This is a genomic window from Burkholderia sp. AU19243 (assembly GCF_018148075.1).
Taxonomy (GTDB): Bacteria; Pseudomonadota; Gammaproteobacteria; order Burkholderiales; family Burkholderiaceae; genus Burkholderia; species Burkholderia latens_A.
The window spans coordinates 46,571-71,868 of record NZ_JAGSTV010000004.1; the positions used below are offsets into that span (position 1 = coordinate 46,571).

Genomic DNA, 25,298 nt, shown 5'->3' on the forward strand with positions numbered 1-25,298 from the left:
CGGTCGTCCGCAACGCGCGCTTGCGCGGGGCGCGAGCTCATGCGCGGCTCGACATCGTCGCGTATGATCGTTTGCTCGTTCAGGTGAATTTCTTCGCTCCATCCGATGTTCGACGCCGAAGCACCGCACGCGCCGCTGCGCATATTCGACTCCGTCAGGGCGCTGGCCTTTATCGGCGATCTGAGTATGGGGCAACCGACCGATCATTCTCTGCGTACCGCCTGGCTGGCGGTGCGGCTCGCGGAAGCGACAGGGTTCGACGCTGCGATTTGCGATACGGTCCGCGAGGTCGCGCTGCTGCGTTGGTCGGGCTGCACGGCTAACGCGGCCGGTTTCGCGCAGTTGTTCGGCGACGACGTCGCTATCCGCAGTTCAATGCTCGAAAGCAGGGCCGGCATGGCCGAGGCGCTCGGGCGCGCCGGCGCCGCGATGTTGCCGCTTGCGCGGATTCACTGCGAAGTCTCGGGCGAAGTCGCACGAATACTGGGGCTGTCGAACGCGACGGAAACCGCGCTGCGTCACATTTTCGAAGCGTGGGATGGCAATGGACTGCCTGCGGGGCTCGTGCATGAACAGGTCCCGGCGCCCGTGTCGATCGTCGCGGTGGCGGGCGATCTCGAGGTGTTCAGTCGTGCGTACGGTGTCGATCGCGCGCTGGAATTGATCGGGCAACGCGCGGGAGCACGCTATCCGGCACCCGTCGCCGGGATGGCGGCGTGCCAGGCCGGCGGCTGGTTGGCGGAGCTCGCGCGCATCTCGATCGACGCGTTCGAAACCGAATTGATCACGGCCGACATGCAGCGCGCGACGTCGGCAGAGGTGATCGCCGACATCGTCGATCTGAAACTGCCGTGGATGACCGGTTTTTCGCGATCGGTCGCGGCGACGGCAGCCATGTGCCATGCCCGCCTGTCGTCGGACGATGCGGCGCGCGAACTCGTCTACCGGGCCGGATTGATTCACGGCATGGGCCGGGCCGCCGTGGCGAACGGCGTGTGGAATCTGCCGACGCCGTTGCCTGCCGGCGCCTGGGAAAAGGTGCGTCTCGTGCCCTACTGGACCGAGCGTGCGGGCCGGCAGACCGGTGCGTTGCGCGAAGCCGCGATGCTCGCGTCGCATGCGTACGAACGGCAGGACGGTTCCGGCTATTTTCGCGGTGTGCGTGCTCCGGCGCTGGCGCTGGAAGCGCGTGTGCTGGCGGCGTCGGTGGCGTGGGTTGCATTGCGCTCGGCGCGTCCATGGCGCGCGGCATTGAGCGACGCCGCGGCCGCGAACGTGCTGAAGGAAGAAGTCGCACGCGGCCGGCTATGTGGCGAAGCGGTGAGTGCGCTGCTGTCGGAGAAGGCGCCTGCCATCCCGCGTGGCGCGCGTCGCGCACAGCATGACGGCCCGCGCCTGTCCGCGCGGGAAATCGACGTGCTGCGCGCGATTTCGCGAGGCGCAAGCAACAAGGCGGTCGCGCAGGCGCTGAACGTCAGTCCGAGCACGGTGCGCACCCACGTCGAGAACGCGTTCCGCAAGCTCGAATGTTCGACGCGCGCCGCGGCGACGCTGAAGGCATCCATGATGGGGCTGCTCTGACGAGACCGGCATTGCGCAGGCTTCGCGGCGCCGTCGCGCATGCGAGCGACGGTGCCGGGCCACTATCGGGCGTTACTCGGCGGGCGCGAGCGCTTCCGCGATGCACCGGTCCGGTTCGATATCGGTGAACGCGTCGACATCGGCCATGACGCGCGCCGTCTCCGGGGACGCGAACGCGGCATCCAGCGCGGCCCGATCTCGAAAGCGGCACATGGCGACGACGATCAGTTCGCTGTCCTCTCGTGACGGGAAAAACGCGTCGATGTATTCGAGCCCGTATTGCCTCCAGGTTTTCTCGACCAGCGGGATATGCTGCTCGACGTAATAGCGGGAATCGAACCGCGTGCCTGCGGCTCGGCGATAGGAAACGACGAAGTACATGTGCATCCTCCATGTCGGACCGACGGAACAAGCGGCATCGTGCGGCGCGGCGCACGACCGGTTTCACGCGGCGGCCGGCGTCACGGCCCGTTGCGTTCGGTGCGGAAAGCGGTTGGGGTGTGCGCGGGGCGGCGCGCGGCCGATGTCCGGCCGAGCGAGATGCCCAACCCGGCGCCGATGCTCAGGAAGAACGCGATACCGAGAATCGCGACGATGAACGCGTGCGCAATCGCGGCGGGATCCTGGCGCGAGCCGAGGACCGTATAAAAAATGCCGCCGATGATCGCGACGCTGAGCGACGTGCTGACCTGCAGCGTCGAACTGGCGATGCCGGCGATCATGCCCGACAGCGCTGGTGCGACGCGGCCGGTGACCATTCGCATCAGCGTCGGCAGCGCGAGCCCTTGCCCGAAACCGATGATGAACAGAACGGCGGCAAGCGGGATCGCGGCGAGCGGCATGCCGCGCGGAGTCGCGGCGATCAACCCGGCCAGGCCGACGAGCCCTGCGACCTCGAGACCCATGCCGAACGGATTGACGTATGCGCCGAGGAAGCGCGAGCAGTACGGCGTCGACAAGGGCCCCAGCAGAAAGCCTACGCCGAACGGCAGGAACACGAGGCCTGCGCTGAGCGCATCGACGTGCAACGCGCTTTGCAGATAGATCGAAAACAGCAGGAAGAACGCGCCGATCGAGTACAACAACAGCGCGATCAGCAGCGCGCGCCCCAGACCCGGTGCGCGCAGCGCGGCCGGATCGAGCAACGGGGCGCCGCCGCTGCGGGCGAGCCGGCCCTCGTAGCGCCAGAAGAACCATCCGAGCGCCGGTACCGCCATCAGCGACAGCCACGCCAACACAGGCCAGCCTGCGTCGCGCCCCTCGATCAGCGGCACGACCAGCGCGCCCAGCGTTGCCATCGACAGCGCCGTGCCGCCGAGGTCGAGCTTGCGCGCATGCTGTGCGCGCGTTTCCTTCAGCAGCGGGATGCCGAACAGCACGACAAGGATCGCCAGCGGCAGGTTGACGAGGAAGATCGTCCGCCAGCCGAGGCCAAGCAGGTTCAGCGAAATCAGAATGCCGCCGAGTGCCTGCCCGACGACCGCGGCGAGGCCGAAGACCGCGCCATACAGGCTGAGCGCGAGCGGCTTTTCCGATTCGGGGAAGATCGCCTGGATCGACGCGAGCGCCTGCGGTGCCATGATGGCCGCCGTCAGACCTTGCAACGCACGGCCCACGATCAGTGTCCACGGCGAACTCGCGAGGCCGCACAGCACCGATGCCGTCGCGAATCCGAGCAGCCCGAGAAAGAACATGCGTCCTCGCCCGAACAAGTCGCCGAGCCGCCCGCCGGTAATCAGCGTCACGGCGTACAGGCCCGCGTACGACGAGATGACGAATTGCTCGGCCGAAGACGATGCGCCCAATTCCGCCCGGATCGACGGGAGCGCAACATTGACGATGAAGAAGTCCAGCGGAGGCAGGAATGCGCCGACGAGCAGGACCGAGAACATTGCCCAGCGCCGCGGGTCGGGCGAGACAGAATCGCTTTGGGTCATGGGTGAGCCTCCATATGGGACCAATCAGTTCCAAATTGGCCAAAAAAATTAATCGAGAACGCGCATCGTGTTGTCGACGAGCGCGAGCATGTCGGCTTCCGATACACCGGTTTTGCCGAGTACGCGCATGCCCTCGACCTGGCAGACGAGGAAACGTGCGAGCGCCTGTTCGTCGCGTTCGGGAATCTCGCCGCTTGCCTGTCCGCGCACGATCGCACCGGCATAAAGCTGCTGCAAACGGCGGAACATGCGTGCCGTGCGTTCCGCGACATCCGGATCGCGGGACGCCATTTCAGTAGTCATCGCGACCGCGAGACACCCGCGCCGGCCGGCCTCGCCGACGGACAGACGCGCATAGCGCAGCAGCGATTGCCGAATGGCGTCCTTCACCGCGCCCGGCTGCGAGAGGAGGTCGGCTGTTGCCTTGAGCCCGTCGGCCATATACAGGTCGAGCGCCGCCAGCAGCAGTCCTTTCTTGTCGCCGAACGCCTTGTAGAGGCTGCCGCGCGACAAGCCGGTGCCTGCGATCAGATCCGGCAGCGATGCGCCTTCGTAGCCGCGGTCCCAGAAGACCTGCATCGCGTCGCGCGCGGCATCGTCCAACTCGAATTCGCGTGGACGTCCAAGACTGGTCGGATGTGCCATGAGTGAAATCTCGTGCAATTTGGCGTGATTATATGGACCAATCGGTTCCTATGTCAACGTGTGTATCCGGCCGGGGAGGGATGACCGCATTCCAGTGATCCCGCCGGCAATCATTCACGATCAAACCTGATGGGCAAAAAAAACGCCGCAGGCATTCAGCCTGCGGCGATAGTGAGTGTCGCCACGACGGGAGCGACCCGCCGCAGCGCGACAGCACGCTTAGATCTGCACGGTGTCGGCGACTTCCTTGAAGTCTTCGATCTGGTCGAAGTTCATGTACTGATAGATCTTGTCGCCGTTCGCGGTGAGCACGCCCATGTCGGCCATGTACTCTTCCTTGGTCGGGATCTTGCCCAGACGCGAGCAGATCGCCGCCAGTTCCGCCGAACCGAGGTACACGTTCGTGTTCTTGCCCAGACGGTTCGGGAAGTTGCGGGTCGACGTCGACATCACCGTCGCGCCTTCGCGCACCTGTGCCTGGTTACCCATGCACAGCGAGCAGCCCGGCATTTCGGTGCGCGCGCCGGCCGTGCCGAACACGCCGTAGTGGCCTTCTTCCGTCAGCTGCTTCTGGTCCATCTTGGTCGGCGGCGCGACCCACAGCTTGACCGGAATGTCGCGCTTGCCTTCCAGCAGCTTCGACGCGGCACGGAAATGACCGATGTTGGTCATGCACGAGCCGATGAACACTTCGTCGATCTTCGCGCCGGCGACTTCGGACAGCGTCTTCACGTCGTCCGGGTCGTTCGGGCATGCGACGATCGGCTCGTGGATGTCGGCGAGGTCGATCTCGATGACGGCCGCGTATTCGGCGTCGGCATCCGGCGCGAGCAGTTGCGGGTCGGCCAGCCACTGTTCCATCGCGGCGATGCGACGCTGCAGGCTGCGCGGATCCTGGTAGCCCTGCGCGATCATCCACTTGAGCAGCGTGATGTTGCTGTTCAGGTATTCGATGATCGGTTCCTTGTTCAGGCGCACCGTGCAACCGGCAGCCGAACGCTCCGCAGACGCATCCGACAGCTCGAACGCCTGCTCGACCTTCAGGTCCGGCAGCCCTTCGATTTCAAGGATGCGGCCCGAGAAGATGTTCTTCTTGCCTTGCTTCGCGACGGTCAGCATGCCCTGCTTGATCGCGTACAGCGGGATCGCGTTGACGAGGTCGCGCAGCGTGACGCCCGGCTGCATCTTGCCCTTGAAGCGGACCAGCACCGATTCCGGCATGTCGAGCGGCATCGTGCCGGTGGCGGCCGCGAACGCGACCAGGCCGGAGCCTGCCGGGAAGCTGATGCCGATCGGGAAGCGCGTGTGCGAGTCGCCGCCGGTGCCGACGGTGTCGGGCAGCAGCATGCGGTTCAGCCACGAGTGGATCACGCCGTCGCCCGGACGCAGCGCGATGCCGCCGCGCGTGCTGATGAAGTTCGGCAGCGTCTGGTGCGTCTTCACGTCGACCGGCTTCGGATAAGCGGCGGTGTGGCAGAACGACTGCATTACGAGGTCGGCGGAGAAGCCGAGGCACGCGAGGTCCTTCAGTTCGTCGCGGGTCATCGGGCCCGTGGTGTCCTGCGAGCCGACGGACGTCATCTTCGGTTCGCAGTACGTGCCCGGACGCACGCCCTGGCCTTCCGGCAAACCGCACGCGCGGCCGACCATCTTCTGCGCGAGCGAGAAGCCCTTGCCGCTGTCGGCCGGCTGGTGCGGCAGGCGGAACAGCGTCGACGGCGGGAGGCCGAGCGCTTCACGCGCCTTCGCGGTCAGGCCGCGGCCGATGATCAGCGGAATGCGGCCACCGGCGCGCACTTCGTCGAACAGCACGTCGGACTTCACCTGGAATTCGGCGATGACCTTGCCGTCCTTCAGCGCCTTGCCTTCGTACGGGCGCAGTTCGACCACGTCGCCCATGTTCATTTGCGACACGTCGAGCTCGATCGGCAGCGCACCGGCATCTTCCATCGTGTTGTAGAAGATCGGCGCGATCTTGCCGCCGAGGCACACGCCGCCGAAGCGCTTGTTCGGGACGAACGGGATGTCCTGGCCGGTGAACCACAGCACCGAGTTGGTGGCCGACTTGCGCGAGGAGCCGGTGCCGACCACGTCGCCCACGTACGCGACCAGGTGACCCTTTTCCTTCAGCGATTCGATGAACTTGACGGGGCCGCGCTTGCCGTCTTCTTCCGGCGTGATGCCCGGGCGCGCGTTCTTCAGCATCGCGAGCGCGTGCATCGGGATGTCGGGGCGGGTGGTGGCGTCCGGCGCCGGCGACAGGTCGTCGGTGTTGGTTTCGCCCGTGACCTTGAACACGGTGATGGTCAGGCTTTCCGGCACTTCCGGACGGCTCGTGAACCATTCGGCGTCGGCCCAGCTCTGCAGCACGGCCTTCGCGTGCGCGTTGCCCTTGTCGGCGAGTTCCTTCACGTCATGGAACTGGTCGAACATCAGCAGCGTTTTCTTCAGCGCGTCGGCGGCTACGGCGGCCACGGCTTCGTCGGACAGCAGCTCGATCAGCGGCTGGATGTTGTAGCCGCCGAGCATCGTGCCGAGGAGTTCGGTCGCGCGTTCGCGCGAGATCAGCGGGCATGCGGTGTCGCCCTTCGCGACGGCGGCCAGGAAGCCGGCCTTCACGCGAGCGGCTTCGTCGACGCCGGCCGGAACGCGGTGGGTGATCAGGTCGAGCAGCGTCTGCTCTTCGCCGGCGGGCGGGTTCGTCAGCAGTTCCACCAGTTCGGCGGTTTGCTGGGCCGTCAGCGGCAGGGGGGGAATACCGAGCGCGGCGCGGGCGGCCACGTGAGCACGAAAGTTTTCAAGCATGGGGGGACCTGCTGAGATTGCGTTTCAGGGGAAGGGCTTTCCAGGCACGCCGAGGCTGCTGTTCCGGACACTGCTTCACTGCTTGGACGGGATTCTAATCGCAATATGGTCACGCGTCAAATGTCTTATGTCTTATATAAGAGTTGGGGCGGAACGTGGAGAAGGGCCGGATCGTGTTTGCCCGAGAGGCGGAGGAGCGCGACGGCCGGTGGAGGCTTGCGCAACGTGAATCGAAGCTTTGGGGAGGGAGTGCCCGGCCATAGGCGCGATCAGCCCGACGTCACCGGTTCTTCAACTATCCGGAACAGGGCGGTCGGTCATTCGCGCCGCTGCGGGGCGGCCGGCGCTGCTCGCGATACAAGCGCGCGAATCGATGAGCGAAGATCCGGCGCGACCGTCGGCCGGGCGCTTCACGCTCCCCGCGGGGGAGGAACGGGATGTCGAGCGGGTGCTACTGCATTCTCCGGCAAGGCAAACGCCCGTCGGCCGGACTGGATTTCATCTGGCGGGCCCGACGGGCGGGAGGCGGCGTTGAGCGACGGTCTGTGCCTGTGCGCATGCCCAGGCTCGCCCAGGCTGGTGGCGTCGCAGTCGATGTCGTACACCGATGTGCGAGTCGACGCATCGAGTGCCTCATCCGCCCGTTACGGGCGGAAAGAACGCCACCTCGCTGTCCTCCCGCACGACGAACCCCCCGGCCACCATCTCCAGATTCACGGCAGCACGCACGGGCCGGTCCATCCGCAGCGCTTCCGCGCTGCGCGCGTCGCGTGCGGCGAGCATGCCGCGCAACGCGTCGACGGTGAGCTCCGATGCGTCGATTTCGACGGCTTCTTCTTCCACGTGTAGTTGTTCTCGAATGCTCGCAAAGTATTTGATCGTCAGTTTCATCAGGTTATCTCGAGCGAAATCGCTGCAATCGAAACGGCATGGGCGGCGCGTTCAACCCCATCGGCGCATCGCGTGATCGTCATGCGCCTTCGGTGCGACCCAGCCGGCCGCGCCGTCGTGCCGGATTTCCTTCTTCCAGAACGGCGCATGCGTCTTCAGGAAATCCATGACGAATTCGCATGCGTCGAACGCCGCCGCGCGATGCGCGGCAGCCACGACGACGATCACGACCGGATGGCCGAGCGGAATGCGTCCGGCGCGATGCACGATCTTGACCGCTTCGAGCCGCCAGCGCGCGCTTGCTTCCTCGACGATGCTCCACAGGGCCTGCTCGGTCATCGTCGGATAGTGCTCGACTTCGAGCGCGATCACGTCGTCTACGTCGCCTTCATTGCGCACGACGCCAACGAAGTTCACGACCGCGCCGACATTCGGATTGCGCGCGATTGGCGCGATTTCGGCGCCCGGGTCGATCGGGGCGTACTGTACGCGCACCTCGAAGCCGGCCGCGATCGCGGGCGGCGGTCCCGCATGCGGATCGCACGGTTCCGAATGAGCGCCGCCTGGCGACGCATCGTCGGGCAGCGCGGCACGGGATTCGGTGAAACTCGTCATGACGGTTCTCCAGTTAGCGGTGCGCGCCGTCGCGCGGCAGCCGTCAGCCGCCGACGAGCGACATGCGCACGGTCGGATAGGTCTTGCCGGACGGCCGGGCCGCGCGTGCGGCCCGTCGCTCGGAATAGCGGTCGTCGCGCAGTGCCCATTGCGCGCGTACGGCGTCGGCGAGACGGTCGATCGATGCCCCCTCGTCGAGCCACGGCCGCAGATCGGTGCCCTGCGTCGCGAACAGGCACGTATAAAGCCGTCCGTCGGCCGATACGCGCGCGCGCGAGCACGTGCCGCAGAACGGGTGCGACACGCTCGCGATGAAGCCGACTTCGCCCGCGCCGTCGATGTGCCGGCAGCGGATCGCGGTGGCGTCGTGACCCGGCTCGCCGATGAGCACGAGCGGATAGCTGCGTTCGATGCGGTCGCGCATCTGCGCGGCCGACAAGACTTTATTGCTTGCCCACGCACTGGCGCCGCCGACGTCCATGTATTCGATGAAGCGCACGGCCACGCCGCTGTGACGAAAGTGCCGAACGAGCGGCAGGATCTGGTCGTCGTTCTTGCCGCGCTCGATCACCGCGTTGACTTTCAGCGGCGCAAGCCCGACGGCCTGAGCGGCCTCGATGCCGGCCAGCACGCGCGCGACCGGCACGTCGGCATCGCTCATCCGGCGAAACACCGCATCGTCGATCGCATCGAGGCTCACGGTCACCCGGGACAGGCCCGCATCGCGCAGCGATCGTGCCTTTGCGGCGAGCAGCGAACCGTTGGTTGTCAGTGCGAGTTCGACGCGCTTGCCGTCGATGGTCGTCAGCGACGCGAGCCGCTCGATCAGCGCTTCGAGATTGCGGCGCAACAGCGGCTCGCCGCCCGTGAGGCGAATCTTCCCGACGCCGAGCGACACGAACGCGCGTGCGACGTTCTCGAGCTGCGTGAACGACAGCCGCTCGGAAGACGGCATGAACGCGTAGTCGGGCCCGAAGCTGCTGCGCGGCATGCAGTAGCCGCAGCGAAAATTGCACTGGTCGATGACGGACAGCCGCAGATCGTGCAGCGGCCGCCCAAGCGTGTCGAGCGGGCGATGGAAGCTGCCCGGCGATGCGCCGTCGGTCGAAACGGCGGACGCCGCGGCTGAAGCGATGGCATTCACGATCGGTTCTTCGGTTTGTATGAAGTGAGCGGAACGGCGTCGCCGATCGGCGGCGTGTGCGCCGGCACGTCGGCACACGAGTCGTGGCGACGCTTATCGTGAGCATAGGCGGCCGGACGTCGCCGGCAGAGGCACAATCGGGCGCCAAATGCAGGAATACAGTTCGTCGCCGTGCGGACATGAGCGGCGACGGTCGCACGAATACGGATGCTCGCGCGAAGCCGGTGTGCGAACACGTATTGCGGCAGCGCGACGCCGCGTGCGATATGTCGGCCCGCAGTTGCGAGATCCCGTTCGCCCGCACCAACGACTGCAGCGCGCGATGCTGTCGATTCCGCACACGCCGCACACGCCGCGCCCGGCCAGCGCGCCCCGGCATCGGCGGCGCATCGCGCGACCGGAACGGATTTTGCGCGGCGGGGCGCGGTGTCCCGTTCGGTCGCCCGGAGCGGCCGGCGAGTCGATGGTCCGGGCTTTCGCGCGCGCGGCGAACATCCGGCGTTGCAGCGCCGAAAGCAGTACAGCCGACGGGCCCCGGCCCTCGAAACGGCGATTACGTGCACACATGGTCGCCCGACGGGAAAGCACAGTTTCAGCGCACGTTCGCGCGATTGCGAGTATCGTTCGAAACGCGATATCGTCATTCACGCTTTGTTGCCGTGCACTGCGATCCATCGAGGTTTGCACGTGCCGCCGCCAAGCCGTCGCGCGATTTCCCGCTTCAAGCCGACGTCCTCACAACCACGAGCAAATTTCGGTCATGGAAATTTTCGATGCGTTCCATCTCGCACGATTGCAGTTCGCGTTCACGGTGTCGTTCCACATCGTGTTTCCGGCGATCAGCATCGGCATGGCGAGTTTCCTCGCGGTGCTTGAGTGGCGTTATCTCGTCACCGGCGACGCGGCCTACAAATCCATGTTCCAGTTCTGGTCGAAGATCTTCGCGATCGGCTTCGGGATGGGCGTCGTCTCCGGCGTCGTGATGGCCTACGAGTTCGGCACGAACTGGGCCGGCTTCTCGCGTGTCGCGGGCAACGTCACCGGTCCGCTGCTCACTTACGAAGTCCTGACGGCCTTTTTCCTCGAAGCCGGCTTTCTTGGCGTGATGCTGTTCGGCTGGCAGCGCGTGAGTCCGCGTGCGCACTTCTTCGCGACGCTGATGGTGGCGGTCGGCACGCTGATCTCGACGTTCTGGATTCTCGCGTCGAACAGCTTCATGCAGACGCCGCAGGGATACAAGATCGAGAACGGCCTCGTCGTGCCGGTGGACTGGTTCAAGGTCATCTTCAACCCGTCGTTTCCGTATCGCCTCGCGCACATGACGATCGCCGCATTCATCGTCGCAGGCTTCATCGTCGCTGCTTGCGGCGCGTGGCACCTGCTGAAGGGGCGTCGCGACGAACCGGTGAAGCGCAGCTTCTCGATGGCGTTGTGGATGCTGCTGTTGCTCGCGCCGATCCAGATCTTCGTCGGCGATGCGCACGGGCTGAACACGCGCGAATACCAGCCCGCGAAGATCGCCGCGATCGAGGGGCTGTGGGAAACCGAGAAGGGCGGCACTGCGCTGAACCTCGTCGGCCTTCCCGACATGCAGGCCGAGACGACACGCTATGCGATCCAGGTGCCGCACCTCGGCAGCCTGATCCTCACGCACAGCTGGAACGGCGAGATTCGCGGGCTGAAGGAATTCCCGCCGCAGGATCGTCCGTACTCGCCGATCGTGTTCTGGACCTTCCGGATCATGGCCGGCCTCGGGATGCTGATGCTGCTCACCGCGTTGCTCGGCCTGCTGCTGAGAAAGGGCGGGCGCCTGTACGAAACGCGCTGGTTCCAGTGGTTCGTCGTATGCATGGGACCGTCGGGCATCGTTGCGCTGCTGGCCGGCTGGATCACGACCGAGGTCGGGCGGCAGCCGTGGACCGTCTACGGCGTGCTGCGTACCGTCGATTCGGTCGCGCCGCTCAGTGCGCAACAGGTGGGCGTGTCGCTGCTGATCTTCGTGATCGTGTATTTCCTCGTGTTCGGAACGGGGGTCTATTACATGCTGAAACTGATGAAGCGCGGGCCGGCCGCGCATGCCGGATATATCGAGCTGCACCGGCATCCGGGGCTGCGCAATAGCGCGCTGTCCACGCCGCTGAACATCACTGAAGCGGAGTAAGCGATGCACATCGATCTTCCTGTCGTGTGGGCCGCGATCATCGGCCTCGGCGTGTTCATCTACGTGATGCTGGACGGCTTCGACCTCGGCATCGGCCTGCTGTTTCCGTTTTTCGACGCGAAGGCCGAACGCGAAGTGATGCTGAATACCGTCGCGCCGGTGTGGGACGGCAACGAAACGTTTCTCGTGCTTGGCGGTGCGGGGTTGTATGGCGCGTTCCCGGTCGTCTATTCGACGCTGTTGCCGGCCAACTACCTGCCGCTGATCCTGATGGTGATCGGGCTGATCTTCCGCGGCGCGGCGTTCGAGTTGCGCGCGAAGGCGAACCGTACGCAGCATCTGTGGGATCTCGCATTCATCGGCGGCTCCGCACTCGCCGCGTTTTGCCAGGGGATCACGCTCGGTTCGCTGCTGCTGGGCATCCGGATCGTGGACAACCAGTTCGCGGGCGGGCCGTTCGACTGGCTGTCGCCGTTCAGCCTGTTTTGCGGGATCGGCGTGCTCGTCACCTATGCGACGCTCGGTTGCGGCTGGCTGATCCTGAAGGTCGACGGCGAACTGCAGCGCAAGATGCGCTTGCTGATGAAGCCGCTCACGGGCGTGCTGCTCGCGGTGATGGCCGTGGTCAGCCTGTGGACCGTGATCGGGCTGCCGGCCGTCGCACACCGCTGGTTCGGCAGCGGCAATCTCGGGTGGTTCCTGCCGGTGCCGGTCCTCGTCGTCGCGTGCGTGTGGGGCATCTTTCGCACGGTGAAGCGCGAGCATGAAGCAACGCCGTTCCTGCTGACGCTCGCGCTCGTATTCCTCGGCTACACCGGGCTCGTGATCAGCATCTGGCCGAATATCGTGCCGCCATCGTTGACGATCTGGGACGCATCGTCGAGCCATTCGAGCCAGCTGTTTGCGCTCGTCGGCACCGTGATCGTGCTGCCGATCATCCTCGTGTACAACGCAATGCAGTATCGCGTGTTTCGCGGCAAGGTGCGCGAGGGCGACCCCGGCTATCACTGAGCGGCGAAAAGCCGTTGACGCAGGGCGCGGACCCGCGGGCTTATCATCACGCGAACGCGCGGTGCGTCGCGCCGCCTGCCAGGCATCGACGCGACAGCGGCCCGCCCACGCGCGGGCCGTCGTGCATCGGGCGCTCGAGTAGTACGTATTTCATCGGCAGTCGAGACAACCTCATGATCGTCAGACCACGACAAAACTGGCTCAGGATGCTGTTCGTATGGAACGGCTCCGTGCTGCAATCGATCATTCCTCAACTGACGTTCATGGCGATCGTCAGCACGCTGGCGGTCTTCACGAACGGGCGCATCTTCGGCGAAAAGATTCCGCTGAACACCGCGCCGTTCACACTGTTCGGCCTTGCGCTCGCGATCTTCCTCGGGTTTCGCAACAACGCGAGCTTCGAGCGTTTCAAGGAAGCGCGGCACCTGTGGGGAAATCTGCTGATCGCCGCGCGCGCCGTGACGTCGCAACTGCATCGCTACTTGCCCGACAGCGTCAGCGACGCCGAGCGCAACCGGCTCGCCGATCTGCTGATCGGACTCGCGTATGCGCTAAAGCATCAGTTGCGCAATACCGATCCGTCGGAGGACCTGCTGCGCATTCTCGGGGCCGAACGCACGGCAGCGCTAGGCGGAAAATGCTATAAGCCGGTCGCGATCCTCGACGAACTGCGCGGCGGCATCGTCCGTGCGCTCGGGCGCGCGCCCGGCGCCGACACGACCTGCTGGATGTTCGACATGCAACTCGATGCGCTAGGCAAGTCGATCGGCGGTTGCGAGCGGATCCTGTCGACGCCCATTCCGTTTTCGTACAGCGTGCTGCTTCATCGCACCGTCTACGCGTATTGCGTGCTGCTGCCATTCGGGCTCGTCGATTCGACGGAGTTCTTCACGCCGCTGATCTGTGTGTTCATCTCTTACACGCTGATTGCGCTCGAAGCGATCGCGAACGAAGTGGCCGAGCCGTTCGGGCTGGCGCCGAATGCGCTGGCGCTCGATGCGATGACGCGCACGATCGAGCGGTCGGTGCTTGAACTCGGCGATCGGCCGTTGCCCGACGAGTTCGCGCCGGCGTCGACGTATCAGATCACGTAGGCGGCAGCGGCCGGCACGGCGGCGTGCGGCGTCCTGACGTGGAGCGAATTGATTCTGTCACTCCAGAATCCCCATGGGGCCGTGCTCGGGCATCACCTCCTTCTGGCTCGCTATCCATTACCAGAGCGGGATTCCGAACGCGCCCCATCGGTCGGCTGCCGATGTTCGAGTGCCGGACATGCCAGTGTTACTTCAGTCGCACAGCCGACACCCGCTCGGCGAGAAGCGTCTCAAGAAGCTGGTTTATCACTACAGCGCTATCGCCTATTCCAACCCGGGTTCCGCGAAACGCGAAACGCGAAACGCGAAACGCAGGACCGCGGGGAGCCGGATCGAGGCCGTGGGCAACGCGGCTGCGCCACGGCACGAGCGATCAAGACAGCGCGTGGCGGCGACTGACGCGCACGACATCGCGCGGTGACGTTTCGCGCCGGACGAATGCGGGCGAATAGTGCGCGGTGCATCGTCGCCCGGTCACGTTCGGCGCGTGCGGCGCCTCCGGCGGCGCGCACCGCTCAATCGAAATACGTGAGCCCCATCGCGCCTTTGACCTCAGCCAGCGTCGCACCAGCCACGTCGCGCGCGCGCAGCGTGCCGCGCTTCAGGATCGCCATCACTTCCGCCCTGTCGGCCTCGAATTCACGCCGCCGCGCGCGGATCGGCTCGATCAGCGCCTGCAGCCGCTCGTTCAGTACGCGCTTCACGACGCTGTCGCCGAGGCCGCCGCGGCGATAGTGCGCCTTCAGTTCGTCGACTTTCTGCACGTCCGGCTCGAACGCGTCGAGAAACGTAAATACGACGTTGCCTTCGACTTGGCCGGGATCGCTCACGCGCAGATGGTTCGGGTCCGTGTACATGTCCTTCACGGCCTGCGCGATTTCGTCCGGCGTCGCGCCGAGTGTGATCGCATTGCCGAGCGACTTGCTCATCTTCGCCTTGCCGTCGATGCCCGGCAGGCGGGTGACAGCCGACAGGACGGCCTCGCATTCGACCAATACCGGCCGCTCGACAGTCGCATTGAAGCGGCGCACGAGTTCGTTGGTCTGCTCGATCATCGGCAACTGATCGTCGCCGACGGGCACGTGCGTCGCCTTGAACGCGGTGATGTCGGCGGCCTGGCTCACCGGGTAGGTGAGGAAGCCGGCAGGAATGTCGCGCTCGAAGCCGCGCAGGCGGATCTCTTCCTTGATGGTCGGATTGCGCTCGAGGCGCGCGACCGTGACGAGATTCAGCAGGTACTGCGACAGCTCGGCGAGTTCGGGCACCTGCGACTGGACGACGATCGTCGAAATCGCCGGATCGATGCCGACGGCGAGATAGTCGAGCGCGACCTCGATCACGTTCTCGGTCACGCGCTGGCGGCGGCCCATGTTGTCGGTCAGCGCCTGGGTGTCGGCCAGCAGCAGGAATTGCGTCGCTTCGTGCTGCATCTGCACGCGTGCACGCAGCGAGCCGATGTAGTGGCCGAGATGCAGCGGGCCGGTCGTGCGGTCGCCGGTGAGGATGATCGGGCGGGCGGATTGCGTCATGGTCGTCGTTGGCTCCGGTTGTCGAAGCCGCCAGCCATGATGTCAGCGCAGAAATGCGAATGCCGCCATGGCTGGCGGCATCACGTTTGGGATATGCAAAAGGAAACGGGCCGCCGCGGTCAGGCGCGCCACCAGCGATGCACGTTCAGCGAGGCGGGTCGGGTTTCCATCGCGCAAGTATAGCGCAGCGCGTGCGCGGCCGCGTGGTCAGCGGATCACGGATTCCATCGCGAGATACGCGATTTCCGCCGACGGCCACAGCAAATACAGCAGGCCGGCCATCAACAGCAGCGCGCAGGCTCGAATCACCGGCGTTCGGTCCTTGTCGCGCAGGTTGACGATGTGCTGCTTCAGTTTCTTCATGCTTGCTGGCGCAACGTGCGCCACTCCAACGGTTGCTGAAGGCGCCGCAGCGGGGAGTTGCGGGTTCTACCGGGCTGCGGTGCCGTTCGCCGCGCTGTATCGCTTGGGGGCGGCAGCCGCGACGGGGGGAACAACGAAAAAAGCGAACCAGAGGTCCGTTGCTTGCGGTCGAGGCCGAGGCGACCGGCATCCTAACAGGTTGGCGGGACGGACACAGTCAAGAATTGTGGGGAACGGCCATCGCCCGGGGCAGGCGGCGCCGCAAGCACGGCTTCGTCGCGAACGAGCAGGTTCGATGCCGCTGTCGCCGTGGCATGCTTGCGCCGCTTGCATTGGCCGTCTCCCCCAGCTTTTTTCTCGTCAACAACCACAAAAAACATCATTTCGCCCATGCTGACCTGTCAGCAGAATGTCTCCATTCCTCCTCGCGCGACGACACCCGCATCGCAGCGAGCCGCACTTCAAGGAGACAGCCGTGGCAGTGGAAACAACCTCAATCGATACGCTGGTCGTCGGGGCCGGTCAGGCCGGCGTGGCCATGAGCGAGCACCTGGGCAAGCTGGGCGTGCCGCATCTCGTGCTGGAGCGTGACCGCATCGCCGAGCGCTGGCGCACCGGGCGCTGGGATTCGCTGGTCGCGAACGGCCCCGCATGGCACGACCGCTTTCCGGGCCTCGAATTCGACGATCTCGATCCCGATGCGTTCGCAACGAAGGACCAGGTCGCCGACTACTTCGAAGCCTATGCGCGCAAGTTCAACGCGCCGATCCGCACCGGCGTCGAAGTGAAGAACGTCGTGCGCAACACGGGCAAGCCGGGCTTCATCGTCGACACTTCGGACGGCACGATCGAGGCAACTCGCGTGGTCGTCGCGACGGGCCCGTTCCAGCGCCCGGTCATCCCGCCGATCGCCCCGGACGACGCCGGCCTCGTGCAAATCCACTCGGCCGATTATCGCAACCCCGCGCAATTGCCGGATGGTGCGGTGCTGGTGGTCGGCGCCGGTTCGTCGGGCGTGCAGATCGCCGACGAGTTGCAGCGCGCGGGCCGGCAGGTCTACCTGTCGGTCGGCCCGCATGACCGTCCGCCGCGCGCGTATCGGGGCCGTGACTTCTGCTGGTGGCTCGGCGTGCTCGGCGAATGGGACAAGGAAGTCGCGACGCCCGGACGCGAACACGTGACGATCGCGGTGAGCGGTGCGCGCGGCGGTCACACGGTCGATTTCCGCGCACTCGCGCACCAGGGCGTGACGCTCGTCGGGTTGACGAAGTCGTTCGGCAGGGGCGTCGCCGTGTTCGAACCCGATCTCGCAGTCAATCTCGCACGCGGCGACGAGAACTACCTCTGCCTGCTCGACGCGGCCGACGCGTATGCGGTCCGCAACGGCCTCGACCTGCCCGAAGAACCCGAAGCGCGCCGCATCCTGCCGGATCCCGATTGCGTCACGCGACCGATCCTCACGCTCGATCTGGCCGCCGCAGGCGTCACGTCGATCGTGTGGGCGACGGGCTATGCGGTCGACTACGGCTGGCTGAACGTCGACGCGTTCGGCGCGAACGGCAAGCCCCAGCATCAACGCGGCGTGTCGAAGGAGCCAGGCATCTATTTCCTCGGGCTGCCGTGGCTGTCGCGACGCGGCTCCAGCTTCATCTGGGGCGTGTGGCACGACGCGAAACACATCGCCGACCACATCGCCACGCAGCGCAAGTACCTCGACTATCACGACGCGTCGCAGCGCCGGTTTCAAACGCGCACCGGGCACGGCGACGCATCGCGCACGGAGCCGGCGGATGCCCGTCCGCTCGTCGATGCGATCGACTGACGCGCGCTCGCGTCGCGATCCGCGCCACGCGCGAAACCCGGACGCGATGATCCGGCTACCCCGCTGCAACCAGAACCCGGCCGCGCCGCGACTGCTCGCGGTGCGGCCGGCGAACACCCCGACGATCGAAGGAACCCGATGAGCCAGCCTACCCATACCCGTATCCGCATGTTCAACACAAAGGATACCTACCCGAACCAAACGCTCGACAACGACCTGTGCCAGACCGTGCGCGCCGGCAATACCGTCTATGTGCGCGGCCAGGTCGGCACCGATTTCGACGGCAACCTGATCGGCCTCGGCGACGCGCGCGCACAGGCGGAGCAGGCGATGAAGAACGTGAAGCAGTTGCTGGAGGAAGCCGGCAGCGACATCACGCACATCGTGAAGACGACGACCTACCTGATCGATCCGCGCTACCGCGAACCCGTGTACCAGGAAGTCGGCAAGTGGCTGAAGGGCGTTTATCCGATCTCGACGGGGCTTGTCGTGTCCGCGCTCGGCCAGCCGCAGTGGCTGATGGAGATCGACGTGATCGCGGTGATCCCGGACAACTGGCAACCGAACCGCGCATAGGAGCCGTCATGACTTTCTCCATCGTCGGGCGTTGCCCGGAAACGGGGCAGCTCGGTATCGCGATCAGTTCGTCGAGCATCGCGGTGGGCGCGCGCTGCCCATGGGTGCGCGCGGGCGTCGGCGCGGTCGCGACGCAGAACGTCACACTGCCGGCGCTCGGTCCGCAGATTCTCGATCTGATCGAGCACCAACAGCTTGCGCCGGCGGCCGCGCTTGATCGCGCACTGAGCGCGAACGGCTGGAGCCAGTATCGGCAGGTCACCGTGATCGACGGGCAGGGGCAGACCGCGTGCTTCACCGGCAAGGAAGCGCTCGGCACGCATCATGCGGTTCAGGGTGAGCAATGCGTGGCGGCCGGCAACCTGCTGGCCGAGCGTGCCGTGATCGATGCGATGGCGCGCGCGTTCGAGCGCGCGCACGGGCTGCTGGCCGACCGCCTGCTGGCGGCGATGCACGCGGCGATCGCGGCCGGCGGCGAGGCAGGGCCCGTGCATTCGGCCGCGCTGAAGGTGGCCGGCGACGTGACGTGGCCGCTCGTCGACCTGCGCGTCGACTGGGCGGATGCGGATCCGATCGGGCAACTCGATGCGTTGTGGCGCGCGTATCGGCCGCAGATGCAGGATTATCAGACGCGTGCGCTGAACCCGACCGCCGCGCCGAGCTACGGAGTGCCGGGCGATGAGTGATGCGTCGAGCCGCGCGCTGCTTGCGCGCCTGATCGGCTTCGCGACGGTCAGCCGCGATTCGAACCTCGGGATGATCGACTTCATCCGCGACTATCTCGACGCCTTCGGCATCGAGACCGAGCTGTTCTACAACGCGGAACGCACGAAGGCGAGCCTGTACGCGACGATCGGCCCGCGAGATCGCGGCGGCATCGCGCTGTCGGGGCACACCGATGTGGTGCCGGTCGACGGGCAGGCGTGGACGTTCGAGCCGTTCCGGTTGACGGAGCGCGACGGCCGGCTCTACGGGCGCGGCACGGCCGACATGAAGGGCTTCATCGCGTCGGTGCTCGCGGCCGTGCCGGCGTTCGTCGCGAGACCGCTGAACATGCCGGTGCATCTCGCGTTTTCCTATGACGAAGAAGTCGGTTGTCTCGGTGTGCGGCCGATGCTCGACGCATTGGCGGCGCGCGAGCATCGGCCGCGTCTGTGCGTGATCGGCGAACCGACCGAACTGAAGCCGGTGCTCGGGCACAAGGGCAAGCTCGCGATGCGCTGTCACGTGAAGGGTGCCGCGTGTCACTCGGCGTACGCGCCGCTCGGCGTCAATGCGATCGACTACGCGGCGAAGCTGATCGCCAGGCTCGGCGAGATCGGCGCGGCGCTCGCGCGGCCCGAGCATCGCGACGGCCGCTTCGATCCACCGTTCTCGACCGTGCAGACGGGCCTGATCAAGGGCGGACGCGCGCTGAACATCGTGCCGGCCGAGTGCGAGTTCGATTTCGAGGTGCGCGCGCTGCCGGCGTTCGACGCGCACGATGTGCCGCGGAAACTGCAGGACTATGCGGAATCCGAATTGTTGCCGAAGATGCGCGCGGTGCAGCCCGATACCGACATTCGTCTGCAACCGCTCGGTGCGTACCCGGGCCTCGCGACGCCGGCGGACAGCGAAGCCGCGCGGCTGCTCGCGATGCTGAGCGGCTCCGACACGTTCGGCACGGTCGCGTTCGGCACCGAAGGCGGGCTGTTCGGGCAGGCCGGCATTCCGACCGTGGTGTGCGGGCCGGGCAGCATGGAGCAGGGGCACAAGCCGGACGAGTTCGTCACCGTCGAACAGCTGGCAGGATGCGACGCGATGCTGGCCCGTCTTGCGACGTATGCCGCTTCGGCGAGCTGATCGGGCCGATACGGCCAAGCTGGCGTAACTGACGTTCCGGCCGTCCAACGACGCACCGCACGCCGCCGCGCTGCGGCGCGTGCGCGTGTTTATCGCTCCGATTCGCCGACGATCTGCGCGAGCCGTTCGCGGCAGAACTCGACGAACGACTGCGCCTGCTTCGTCAGCTGTCCGCGCTTGAGCCGCGCGCTGACGAGCCCGGATGGGCTCACGGTTTCGCTGAGGCCGATCGTCACGACGCGCCGGCCGTCGTACGTGTATTCGGAATGCGGGCGCGTGACGAGCAGCGAGAAACCGAACCCCTGGCCGACCATCCCGCGCACCATCTCGATCGACGGCGACGCGAACACGATGTTCGGCGTGAGTCCGAGCTCGTGAAAGAGGCTGACGAAGTACGTTCGGCTCGGCAGCACGTCGAGCAGGATCATCGGCTCGACGCTGAGATCGCGCAGCGATACGTGCGACTGGTCCGCGAACCGGTGATTCTCCGGCAGCAGCACGTACGGCTGCTGCGCCGGCATCAGCGGTTCGGTCTCGATCGTGCCGTCGAGATCGTGGTCGTACAGGAACGCGAGATCGAACGTGCCGGCCGTCAGCCCCTGCACGAGCTCCTGCTGGTCGCCGTCGCGCAGCCGGATGTTGACGCCCGGATAGCGCTCGCGAAAACCGGCGATCAGTTGCGGCAGATAGAGCGGCGCGACGGTCTCGAAGCAGCCGATGTCGATCTGGCCGCTGACGACGTCGTTGTCGGCGAGCGCGTTCTGCTCAAATTCGTGCGCGATGCGCAGCAGCTCCTGCGCCTTGCGGTAGAAGCGCGTGCCGCTCGGTGTCAGCGACACGCCCTGCGCGTGATGGCGGATGAACAGCTTCACGCCGAAGCTCTCTTCGAGCCCCTTGATCGCGCTGGAAATCGACGGCTGTGCAATGAACAGCTGGCGCGACGCCTCGGCGACACTGCCGGATTCCACCGTCGTCACGAAATATTTCAGTTGCCGCAAAGTGTAGTGAGCCACGAGCACCTCTGATACCGGCCCCCGCGGCGTGCCGCGACGGGGCGCATTCCGTCCATCGTTTCGCGTAGCACCTTACCCGAAGACGCGCCGCGCCGAAAATTCCGCTACAGAGCTTTTTCGTATGTCTCGGAAATATTTTTAGTATTTTCCGGCCGCCGCATGCGTGGCGCACCATCGTCTCCAATCCGGATCGCGACAAAAACGCGCATGCACTGGCGGGGACAGGCTGCTTCGTCCCGGCAATCGATGCGCGATGACGCGTCGCTCGACGTCATCGCGCATGCGCGCGTATCCGGACCCGATTGCAGGCGCGCGCCACCGGCGCGCACCGGCTGAAACGGCACGCGCGCCTCGCCGCGCAGCACAGGAGACTTCGCCATGACGACCGCGGACCGCAACGCGTCCCCCATGATAGAGAAACACACGATCGGCTACGTGCCGCCCGCAGAACGCCACGGCAAGGTGCGCGACCTGTTCACGCTCTGGTTCGGCGGCAACATCGCGCCGCTGCCGATCGTGACCGGCGCGCTCGGCGTGCAGCTTTTCCACCTGAACCTGATGTGGGCAATCGTCGCGATCGTCGTCGGCCAGGCGATCGGCGGCGTGCTGATGGCGCTGCATTCGGCGCAGGGTCCGCAGATGGGCATCCCGCAGATGATCCAGAGCCGCGCGCAGTTCGGTTCGTGGGGCGCGCTGCTCGTCACGGTGATCGCGGCCGTGATGTACGTCGGCTTCTTCGCGTCGAACATCGTGCTGGCCGGCAAGTCGGTGCACGGGATCGCATCGTCGGTGCCGGTGCCGGTGGGCATCGTGATCGGCGCGGTGGGCTCGGGGCTGATCGGGATCGTCGGCTACCGGTTCATCCACATCCTGAACCGGATCGGCACGTGGGTGCTCGGCGTCGGCATTCTCGTCGGCTTCTGGATGATCCTGTCGCACGTGAGCACGAGCGATTTCCTCACGCGCGGCGGCTTCGACTTCGCGGGCTGGCTCGCGACGGTGTCGCTGTCCGCACTGTGGCAGATCGCGTTCGCACCGTACGTGTCGGACTATTCGCGCTATCTGCCGGAAGACGTCGGCGTCGCGTCGACGTTCTGGGCGACCTATCTCGGCTGCACGGTCGGCTCGACGCTCGCGTTCATTTTCGGCGCGGTCGCGGTGCTCGCGGTGCCGGCCGGCGCGGACACGATGGACGCGGTCAAGCAGGCGACCGGCCCGCTCGGATCGCTGATGCTGGTGCTGTTCCTGCTGAGCGTGATCAGCCACAACGCGCTGAACCTGTACGGCGCAGTGCTGGCGGTGATCACGTCGGTGCAGACCTTCGCATACAAATGGATTCCGACCGCGAAGACGCGCGCGGCGGTGTCGGTCGTGATCTTCGTCGCCTGCTGCTATGCGGCGATCGGCGCGTCGACGAACTTCGTCGGCAATCTCGTCGACCTGGTGCTTGCGCTGCTCGTCGTGCTGGTGCCGTGGACGGCGATCAACCTGATCGACTTCTACGTGATCCACAAGGGCAAGTACGACATCCAGTCGATCTTCATGGCGGACGGCGGCGTGTATGGACGCTTCAATCCGCAGGCGCTGCTCGCGTATGCGATCGGCATCGTCGTGCAGATTCCGTTCATGAACACGCCGATGTATGCGGGGCCGATTCCCGCGCATCTCGGCGGCGCGGATTTGTCGTGGCTCGTCGGGCTCGCTCTGACGTCGCCGCTTTACTACTGGCTCGCGACGCGCGACAGCGCGTACCGGCGCCGGCAGACGGGCGCGCAGCTGCCGTCTTCGGCGGCGCGGTAAGCGCGGCGGCGTTCGGCGCGAACGAAGGGAAACGGCCGCCGCGTCGGTTGCGATGCGGCGGCCGCGAGACAGCAGCGAGACAGTAGTGCGGTGGTGGCGCGCGGGGCAAGCGCGCGGCGTGTGCCGCCACCTTGCCCGCGCGCGAATCAGACGACCGCCGAGCGCGCGACGCGCACCGGCACCGACTTGTACGACGGCGTGCCGCTTTCCTTGTCGATATAGTCGAGCGGCACGAGCACGTTCGCTTCGGGGTAGTACGCGCCGACCGAGCCCGGCGCGATGTCGTACTCGATCGCGGTGATCTGCTCCAGGCGCAGCGTGCGGCCGGACGCAGTAACCGTCTCGATGTCGACGAGGTCGCCGTGTTCGAGCCCGTACTTCTCGAGATCGGCCGCGTTCATGAACAGCACGTCACGTCGCCCGAACACGCCGCGATAGCGATCGTCGAGCCCGTAGATCGTCGTGTTGTACTGATCGTGGCTGCGCAGCGTGATCAGCCGCAGCACCTGTTCGGCGCCGAGCACGTCCGCGTCCTCCTTCACGCCCTTGTACACGGAGAACATTGCCTTGCCGGTCGCCGTCGGCCATATGCGCTCCGTCGGCGGCAGCGGCAGGCGGAAGCCGCCCGGCGTGCGGATCCGTTCGTTGAACGCCTCGAAGCCGGGCACCGTCCGGTCGATCAGGTCGCGGATGCGATCGTAGTCGGCGATCAGGTCGAGCCATGCAACCTTGCTGTTCGGCAACGTCGCGTGCGCGATTCCGGCGACGATCGCGGGTTCGGAGCGCAGCTGATCGGATGCGGGCGTGAGCTTGCCGGCCGACGCGTGGACCATCGACATCGAGTCCTCGACCGTGATCGACTGCCGGCCGCTCGCCTGCATGTCGAGCTCGGTGCGGCCGAGCACGGGCAGGACGTAGGTTTCCTTCGCGACGAGCAGATGCGAGCGGTTCAGCTTCGTGCCGAGATGCACGCTCAGATCGAGCTTCGCCATCGCCGGAAACGACACTTCGGGATCGGGCAGCGCGACCGCGAAATTGCCGCCGAGGCACAGCAGCGCCTTCGCGTTGCCGTCGATCATCGCCTGCATTGCCTGCACGGCGTCGTGCCCGTGATGCGCGGGCGGCTTGAAGCCGAACACGTCCTCGATCTTTTGCAGAAACTCGGGCGACGGCTTCTCGGTGATGCCGACCGTGCGGTTGCCCTGCACGTTCGAGTGGCCGCGCAGCGGGCAGATGCCCGCGCCCGGCTTGCCGAAGTTGCCGCGCATCAGCAGCAGGTCGGCGATCAGCCGCACGGTCGCGGTGCCCTTGTTGTGCTGCGTGACGCCCATCCCGTACGTGACGATCGTCGCGTTCGACTTCGCATACGCGAGCGCGACCTGCTCGAGTTGCGCGCGACTCAGGCCGCTTGCGCGCTCGATGTCGTCCCACGACGTCGCTTCGAGGTCGGCCGAGAACGCGTCGAAGCCGCTGGTGTGCTGACCGATGAAATCGCGGTCGAGCACGTCGCCGCGCTCGGCTTCGAGTTGCAGCAGCGCCTTCATGATGCCTTTCAGTGCGGCCGCATCGCCGCCTGCGTCGACCTGGTAATAGGTCGATGCGATCCGTGTCGAGCCGAACGACGCCATCTCGATCATGTCCTGCGGATCGGCGAAGCGTTCGAGCGCGCGTTCGCGCAGCGGATTGAACACGATGATCGGCACGTTGCGGCGCGAGCACTCGTGCAGCGTGCCCATCATCCGCGGATGGTTCGTGCCGGGGTTGTGGCCGATCGAGATGATCAGCTCGCAGTGGTCGAAATCCTCCAGCGACACGGTGCCCTTGCCGATCCCGATCGATTGCGGCAAGCCGACGCTGGTCGGCTCGTGGCACATGTTCGAGCAATCGGGGAAGTTGTTGGTGCCGAGCTCGCGTGCGAACAGCTGATACAGATACGCGGCCTCGTTCGATGCGCGACCCGACGTGTAGAACTCGACCTGCTCGGGCGGCAGCGCGCGCAGCACTTCGCCGATGCGCGCGAACGCGTCGTCCCATTCGACCGCGCGGAACGTGTCGGTCGCACGATCGTAGACGAGCGGATGCGTGAGCCGACCCATGTTCTCGAGCTCGTAGTCGGACATGCGCAGCAGCGACGATACCGTGTTCGATGCGAAGAACTCGGGCGTGACGCGCTTGGTCGTCGCTTCCCACGTGACGGCCTTCGCGCCGTTCTCGCAGAACTGGAACGTCGACTTGTGCTCCTTGTCAGGCCATGCGCAGCCGGGGCAGTCGAAGCCGTCGGGCTGGTTGGTCCGCATCAGCACGATCGGCGCTTCGATGGTCTCCATCTGCGTGCGCACCGCTTCGGCTGTCGCGCGAAGCGCGCCCCAACCGCCGGCGGGCCCATCGTATTTTCTGATGCCTGGCACTTCGCGTCGATTTGTCATATGGATCTCCATCAGTCGGGCCCGTGGCGGGGCGGCTCGGGTT

Annotated in this window: 21 protein-coding genes and 1 pseudogene; 10 read left to right on the forward strand and 12 right to left on the reverse strand. The window is 66.0% G+C overall.

From position 1 onward, the window contains the following. Positions 1 to 105 precede the first annotated feature (105 nt). Positions 106 to 1,581, forward strand: a complete 1,476-nt coding sequence (locus tag KDW55_RS09095; RefSeq protein ID WP_069242166.1) for an HD domain-containing phosphohydrolase — start codon at positions 106 to 108, stop codon at positions 1,579 to 1,581. A gap of 72 nt (positions 1,582 to 1,653) precedes the next feature. Here the strand turns inward: KDW55_RS09095 and KDW55_RS09100 are convergent, their stop codons facing one another. From KDW55_RS09100 to acnB, 4 genes are all read right to left on the reverse strand, one after another. Beyond that, entirely contained in the window at positions 1,654 to 1,962 is a 309-nt protein-coding gene (locus KDW55_RS09100; protein ID WP_038570625.1) for an EthD family reductase, read from the reverse strand. Positions 1,963 to 2,042: 80 nt separating this feature from the next. Then, the gene (locus tag KDW55_RS09105) at positions 2,043 to 3,518 is read right to left on the reverse strand and encodes an MFS transporter (RefSeq protein WP_069242165.1); all 1,476 of its coding nucleotides are present in this window, start codon (positions 3,516 to 3,518) and stop codon (positions 2,043 to 2,045) included. Between the two features lie 48 nt (positions 3,519 to 3,566). Next, positions 3,567 to 4,163 (reverse strand): TetR/AcrR family transcriptional regulator, encoded by a 597-nt coding sequence (locus KDW55_RS09110; RefSeq protein ID WP_038570611.1) that lies wholly within the window; start codon positions 4,161 to 4,163, stop codon positions 3,567 to 3,569. 219 nt (positions 4,164 to 4,382) lie between these two features. Beyond that, positions 4,383 to 6,968 (reverse strand): bifunctional aconitate hydratase 2/2-methylisocitrate dehydratase, encoded by a 2,586-nt coding sequence (gene acnB, locus KDW55_RS09115; protein WP_038570610.1) that lies wholly within the window; start codon positions 6,966 to 6,968, stop codon positions 4,383 to 4,385. Between the two features lie 495 nt (positions 6,969 to 7,463). Here acnB and KDW55_RS29385 point away from each other — a divergent pair. Next, positions 7,464 to 7,580: pseudogene (locus tag KDW55_RS29385) on the forward strand (PAAR domain-containing protein); the annotation flags it as partial. A 21-nt stretch (positions 7,581 to 7,601) separates the two neighbouring features. On the opposite strand, the gene moaD reads toward KDW55_RS29385, so the two are convergent. Genes moaD through moaA form a run of 3 tightly spaced genes read right to left on the reverse strand, consistent with a single transcriptional unit; the run spans position 7,602 to position 9,639 of the window. Next, entirely contained in the window at positions 7,602 to 7,859 is a 258-nt protein-coding gene (gene moaD / locus KDW55_RS09120) for a molybdopterin converting factor subunit 1 (RefSeq protein ID WP_038570608.1), read from the reverse strand. Positions 7,860 to 7,910: 51 nt separating this feature from the next. Then, complete coding sequence (locus KDW55_RS09125) at positions 7,911 to 8,474, reverse strand: molybdenum cofactor biosynthesis protein MoaE (RefSeq protein WP_212161267.1); 564 nt, start codon at positions 8,472 to 8,474, stop codon at positions 7,911 to 7,913. A 43-nt stretch (positions 8,475 to 8,517) separates the two neighbouring features. Next, positions 8,518 to 9,639 carry a GTP 3',8-cyclase MoaA gene (gene moaA, locus KDW55_RS09130; protein ID WP_212161290.1) on the reverse strand — a complete coding sequence of 374 codons (1,122 nt, stop codon included), beginning with the start codon at positions 9,637 to 9,639 and terminating at the stop codon, positions 8,518 to 8,520. Positions 9,640 to 10,378: 739 nt separating this feature from the next. Between moaA and KDW55_RS09135 the strand changes: the two genes are divergently transcribed. The 3 genes from KDW55_RS09135 to KDW55_RS09145 all read left to right on the forward strand — a co-directional run bounded on the left by KDW55_RS09135 (position 10,379) and on the right by KDW55_RS09145 (position 13,884). Beyond that, positions 10,379 to 11,779: a cytochrome ubiquinol oxidase subunit I gene (locus KDW55_RS09135; protein WP_212161265.1), complete on the forward strand. Its 1,401-nt coding sequence runs from the start codon at positions 10,379 to 10,381 to the stop codon at positions 11,777 to 11,779. A 3-nt stretch (positions 11,780 to 11,782) separates the two neighbouring features. Then, positions 11,783 to 12,790 (forward strand): cytochrome d ubiquinol oxidase subunit II, encoded by a 1,008-nt coding sequence (gene cydB / locus KDW55_RS09140; protein WP_212161264.1) that lies wholly within the window; start codon positions 11,783 to 11,785, stop codon positions 12,788 to 12,790. Positions 12,791 to 12,963: 173 nt separating this feature from the next. Further along, positions 12,964 to 13,884, forward strand: coding sequence for a bestrophin family ion channel (locus KDW55_RS09145; RefSeq protein ID WP_038570598.1), 921 nt, complete (start codon positions 12,964 to 12,966; stop codon positions 13,882 to 13,884). 515 nt (positions 13,885 to 14,399) lie between these two features. On the opposite strand, the gene trpS is transcribed toward KDW55_RS09145, so the two are convergent. Further along, positions 14,400 to 15,413, reverse strand: coding sequence for a tryptophan--tRNA ligase (trpS, locus tag KDW55_RS09150; protein WP_038570596.1), 1,014 nt, complete (start codon positions 15,411 to 15,413; stop codon positions 14,400 to 14,402). Positions 15,414 to 15,620: 207 nt separating this feature from the next. Beyond that, positions 15,621 to 15,776: a hypothetical protein gene (locus tag KDW55_RS09155; protein ID WP_167432656.1), complete on the reverse strand. Its 156-nt coding sequence runs from the start codon at positions 15,774 to 15,776 to the stop codon at positions 15,621 to 15,623. A 475-nt stretch (positions 15,777 to 16,251) separates the two neighbouring features. On the opposite strand from KDW55_RS09155, the gene KDW55_RS09160 reads away from it, so the two are divergent. The 4 genes from KDW55_RS09160 (at position 16,252) to argE (ending at position 20,016) form a co-directional block, all read left to right on the forward strand. Continuing rightward, on the forward strand, positions 16,252 to 17,598 hold the full coding sequence (locus KDW55_RS09160; RefSeq protein WP_212161262.1) for an NAD(P)/FAD-dependent oxidoreductase: 1,347 nt from the start codon (positions 16,252 to 16,254) through the stop codon (positions 17,596 to 17,598). Positions 17,599 to 17,736: 138 nt separating this feature from the next. Next, complete coding sequence (locus KDW55_RS09165) at positions 17,737 to 18,174, forward strand: RidA family protein (RefSeq protein WP_212161260.1); 438 nt, start codon at positions 17,737 to 17,739, stop codon at positions 18,172 to 18,174. A gap of 8 nt (positions 18,175 to 18,182) precedes the next feature. Further along, positions 18,183 to 18,860, forward strand: a complete 678-nt coding sequence (locus KDW55_RS09170; RefSeq protein ID WP_069242162.1) for a DUF1028 domain-containing protein — start codon at positions 18,183 to 18,185, stop codon at positions 18,858 to 18,860. Beyond that, complete coding sequence (gene argE, locus KDW55_RS09175) at positions 18,853 to 20,016, forward strand: acetylornithine deacetylase (protein ID WP_212149352.1); 1,164 nt, start codon at positions 18,853 to 18,855, stop codon at positions 20,014 to 20,016. Before KDW55_RS09170 ends, argE begins: the two co-directional genes overlap by 8 nt. Positions 20,017 to 20,105: 89 nt before the next feature. On the opposite strand, the gene KDW55_RS09180 is transcribed toward argE, so the two are convergent. Then, positions 20,106 to 21,029, reverse strand: a complete 924-nt coding sequence (locus KDW55_RS09180) for a LysR substrate-binding domain-containing protein (RefSeq protein WP_038572170.1) — start codon at positions 21,027 to 21,029, stop codon at positions 20,106 to 20,108. 104 nt (positions 21,030 to 21,133) lie between these two features. After that, positions 21,134 to 21,409, reverse strand: a complete 276-nt coding sequence (locus KDW55_RS09185; protein WP_156432165.1) for a hypothetical protein — start codon at positions 21,407 to 21,409, stop codon at positions 21,134 to 21,136. Here KDW55_RS09185 and KDW55_RS09190 point away from each other — a divergent pair. Then, positions 21,408 to 22,829 (forward strand): cytosine permease, encoded by a 1,422-nt coding sequence (locus KDW55_RS09190; RefSeq protein WP_038570577.1) that lies wholly within the window; start codon positions 21,408 to 21,410, stop codon positions 22,827 to 22,829. The two genes, KDW55_RS09185 and KDW55_RS09190, sit on opposite strands and share 2 nt — an antisense overlap. A gap of 146 nt (positions 22,830 to 22,975) precedes the next feature. Here KDW55_RS09190 and KDW55_RS09195 read toward each other — a convergent pair whose 3' ends face one another. Beyond that, positions 22,976 to 25,255, reverse strand: a complete 2,280-nt coding sequence (locus KDW55_RS09195) for an FdhF/YdeP family oxidoreductase (RefSeq protein ID WP_038570576.1) — start codon at positions 25,253 to 25,255, stop codon at positions 22,976 to 22,978. Between the last annotated feature and the right edge of the window lie 43 nt (positions 25,256 to 25,298).

Bases quoted from the DNA above. Each gene is read 5' to 3' on its own strand.
- KDW55_RS09095 (WP_069242166.1), top strand. From the start codon at position 106: ATGTTCGACGCCGAAGCACCGCACGCGCCGCTGCGCATATTCGACTCC.
- KDW55_RS09100 (WP_038570625.1), bottom strand. From the start codon at position 1,962: ATGTACTTCGTCGTTTCCTATCGCCGAGCCGCAGGCACGCGGTTCGAT.
- KDW55_RS09105 (WP_069242165.1), bottom strand. From the start codon at position 3,518: ATGACCCAAAGCGATTCTGTCTCGCCCGACCCGCGGCGCTGGGCAATG.
- KDW55_RS09110 (WP_038570611.1), bottom strand. From the start codon at position 4,163: ATGGCACATCCGACCAGTCTTGGACGTCCACGCGAATTCGAGTTGGAC.
- acnB (WP_038570610.1), bottom strand. From the start codon at position 6,968: ATGCTTGAAAACTTTCGTGCTCACGTGGCCGCCCGCGCCGCGCTCGGT.
- moaD (WP_038570608.1), bottom strand. From the start codon at position 7,859: ATGAAACTGACGATCAAATACTTTGCGAGCATTCGAGAACAACTACAC.
- KDW55_RS09125 (WP_212161267.1), bottom strand. From the start codon at position 8,474: ATGACGAGTTTCACCGAATCCCGTGCCGCGCTGCCCGACGATGCGTCG.
- KDW55_RS09135 (WP_212161265.1), top strand. From the start codon at position 10,379: ATGGAAATTTTCGATGCGTTCCATCTCGCACGATTGCAGTTCGCGTTC.
- cydB (WP_212161264.1), top strand. From the start codon at position 11,783: ATGCACATCGATCTTCCTGTCGTGTGGGCCGCGATCATCGGCCTCGGC.
- KDW55_RS09145 (WP_038570598.1), top strand. From the start codon at position 12,964: ATGATCGTCAGACCACGACAAAACTGGCTCAGGATGCTGTTCGTATGG.
- trpS (WP_038570596.1), bottom strand. From the start codon at position 15,413: ATGACGCAATCCGCCCGCCCGATCATCCTCACCGGCGACCGCACGACC.
- KDW55_RS09155 (WP_167432656.1), bottom strand. From the start codon at position 15,776: ATGAAGAAACTGAAGCAGCACATCGTCAACCTGCGCGACAAGGACCGA.
- KDW55_RS09165 (WP_212161260.1), top strand. From the start codon at position 17,737: ATGAGCCAGCCTACCCATACCCGTATCCGCATGTTCAACACAAAGGAT.
- KDW55_RS09170 (WP_069242162.1), top strand. From the start codon at position 18,183: ATGACTTTCTCCATCGTCGGGCGTTGCCCGGAAACGGGGCAGCTCGGT.
- argE (WP_212149352.1), top strand. From the start codon at position 18,853: ATGAGTGATGCGTCGAGCCGCGCGCTGCTTGCGCGCCTGATCGGCTTC.
- KDW55_RS09190 (WP_038570577.1), top strand. From the start codon at position 21,408: ATGACGACCGCGGACCGCAACGCGTCCCCCATGATAGAGAAACACACG.
- KDW55_RS09185 (WP_156432165.1), bottom strand. From the start codon at position 21,409: ATGGCGAAGTCTCCTGTGCTGCGCGGCGAGGCGCGCGTGCCGTTTCAG.
- KDW55_RS09195 (WP_038570576.1), bottom strand. From the start codon at position 25,255: ATGACAAATCGACGCGAAGTGCCAGGCATCAGAAAATACGATGGGCCC.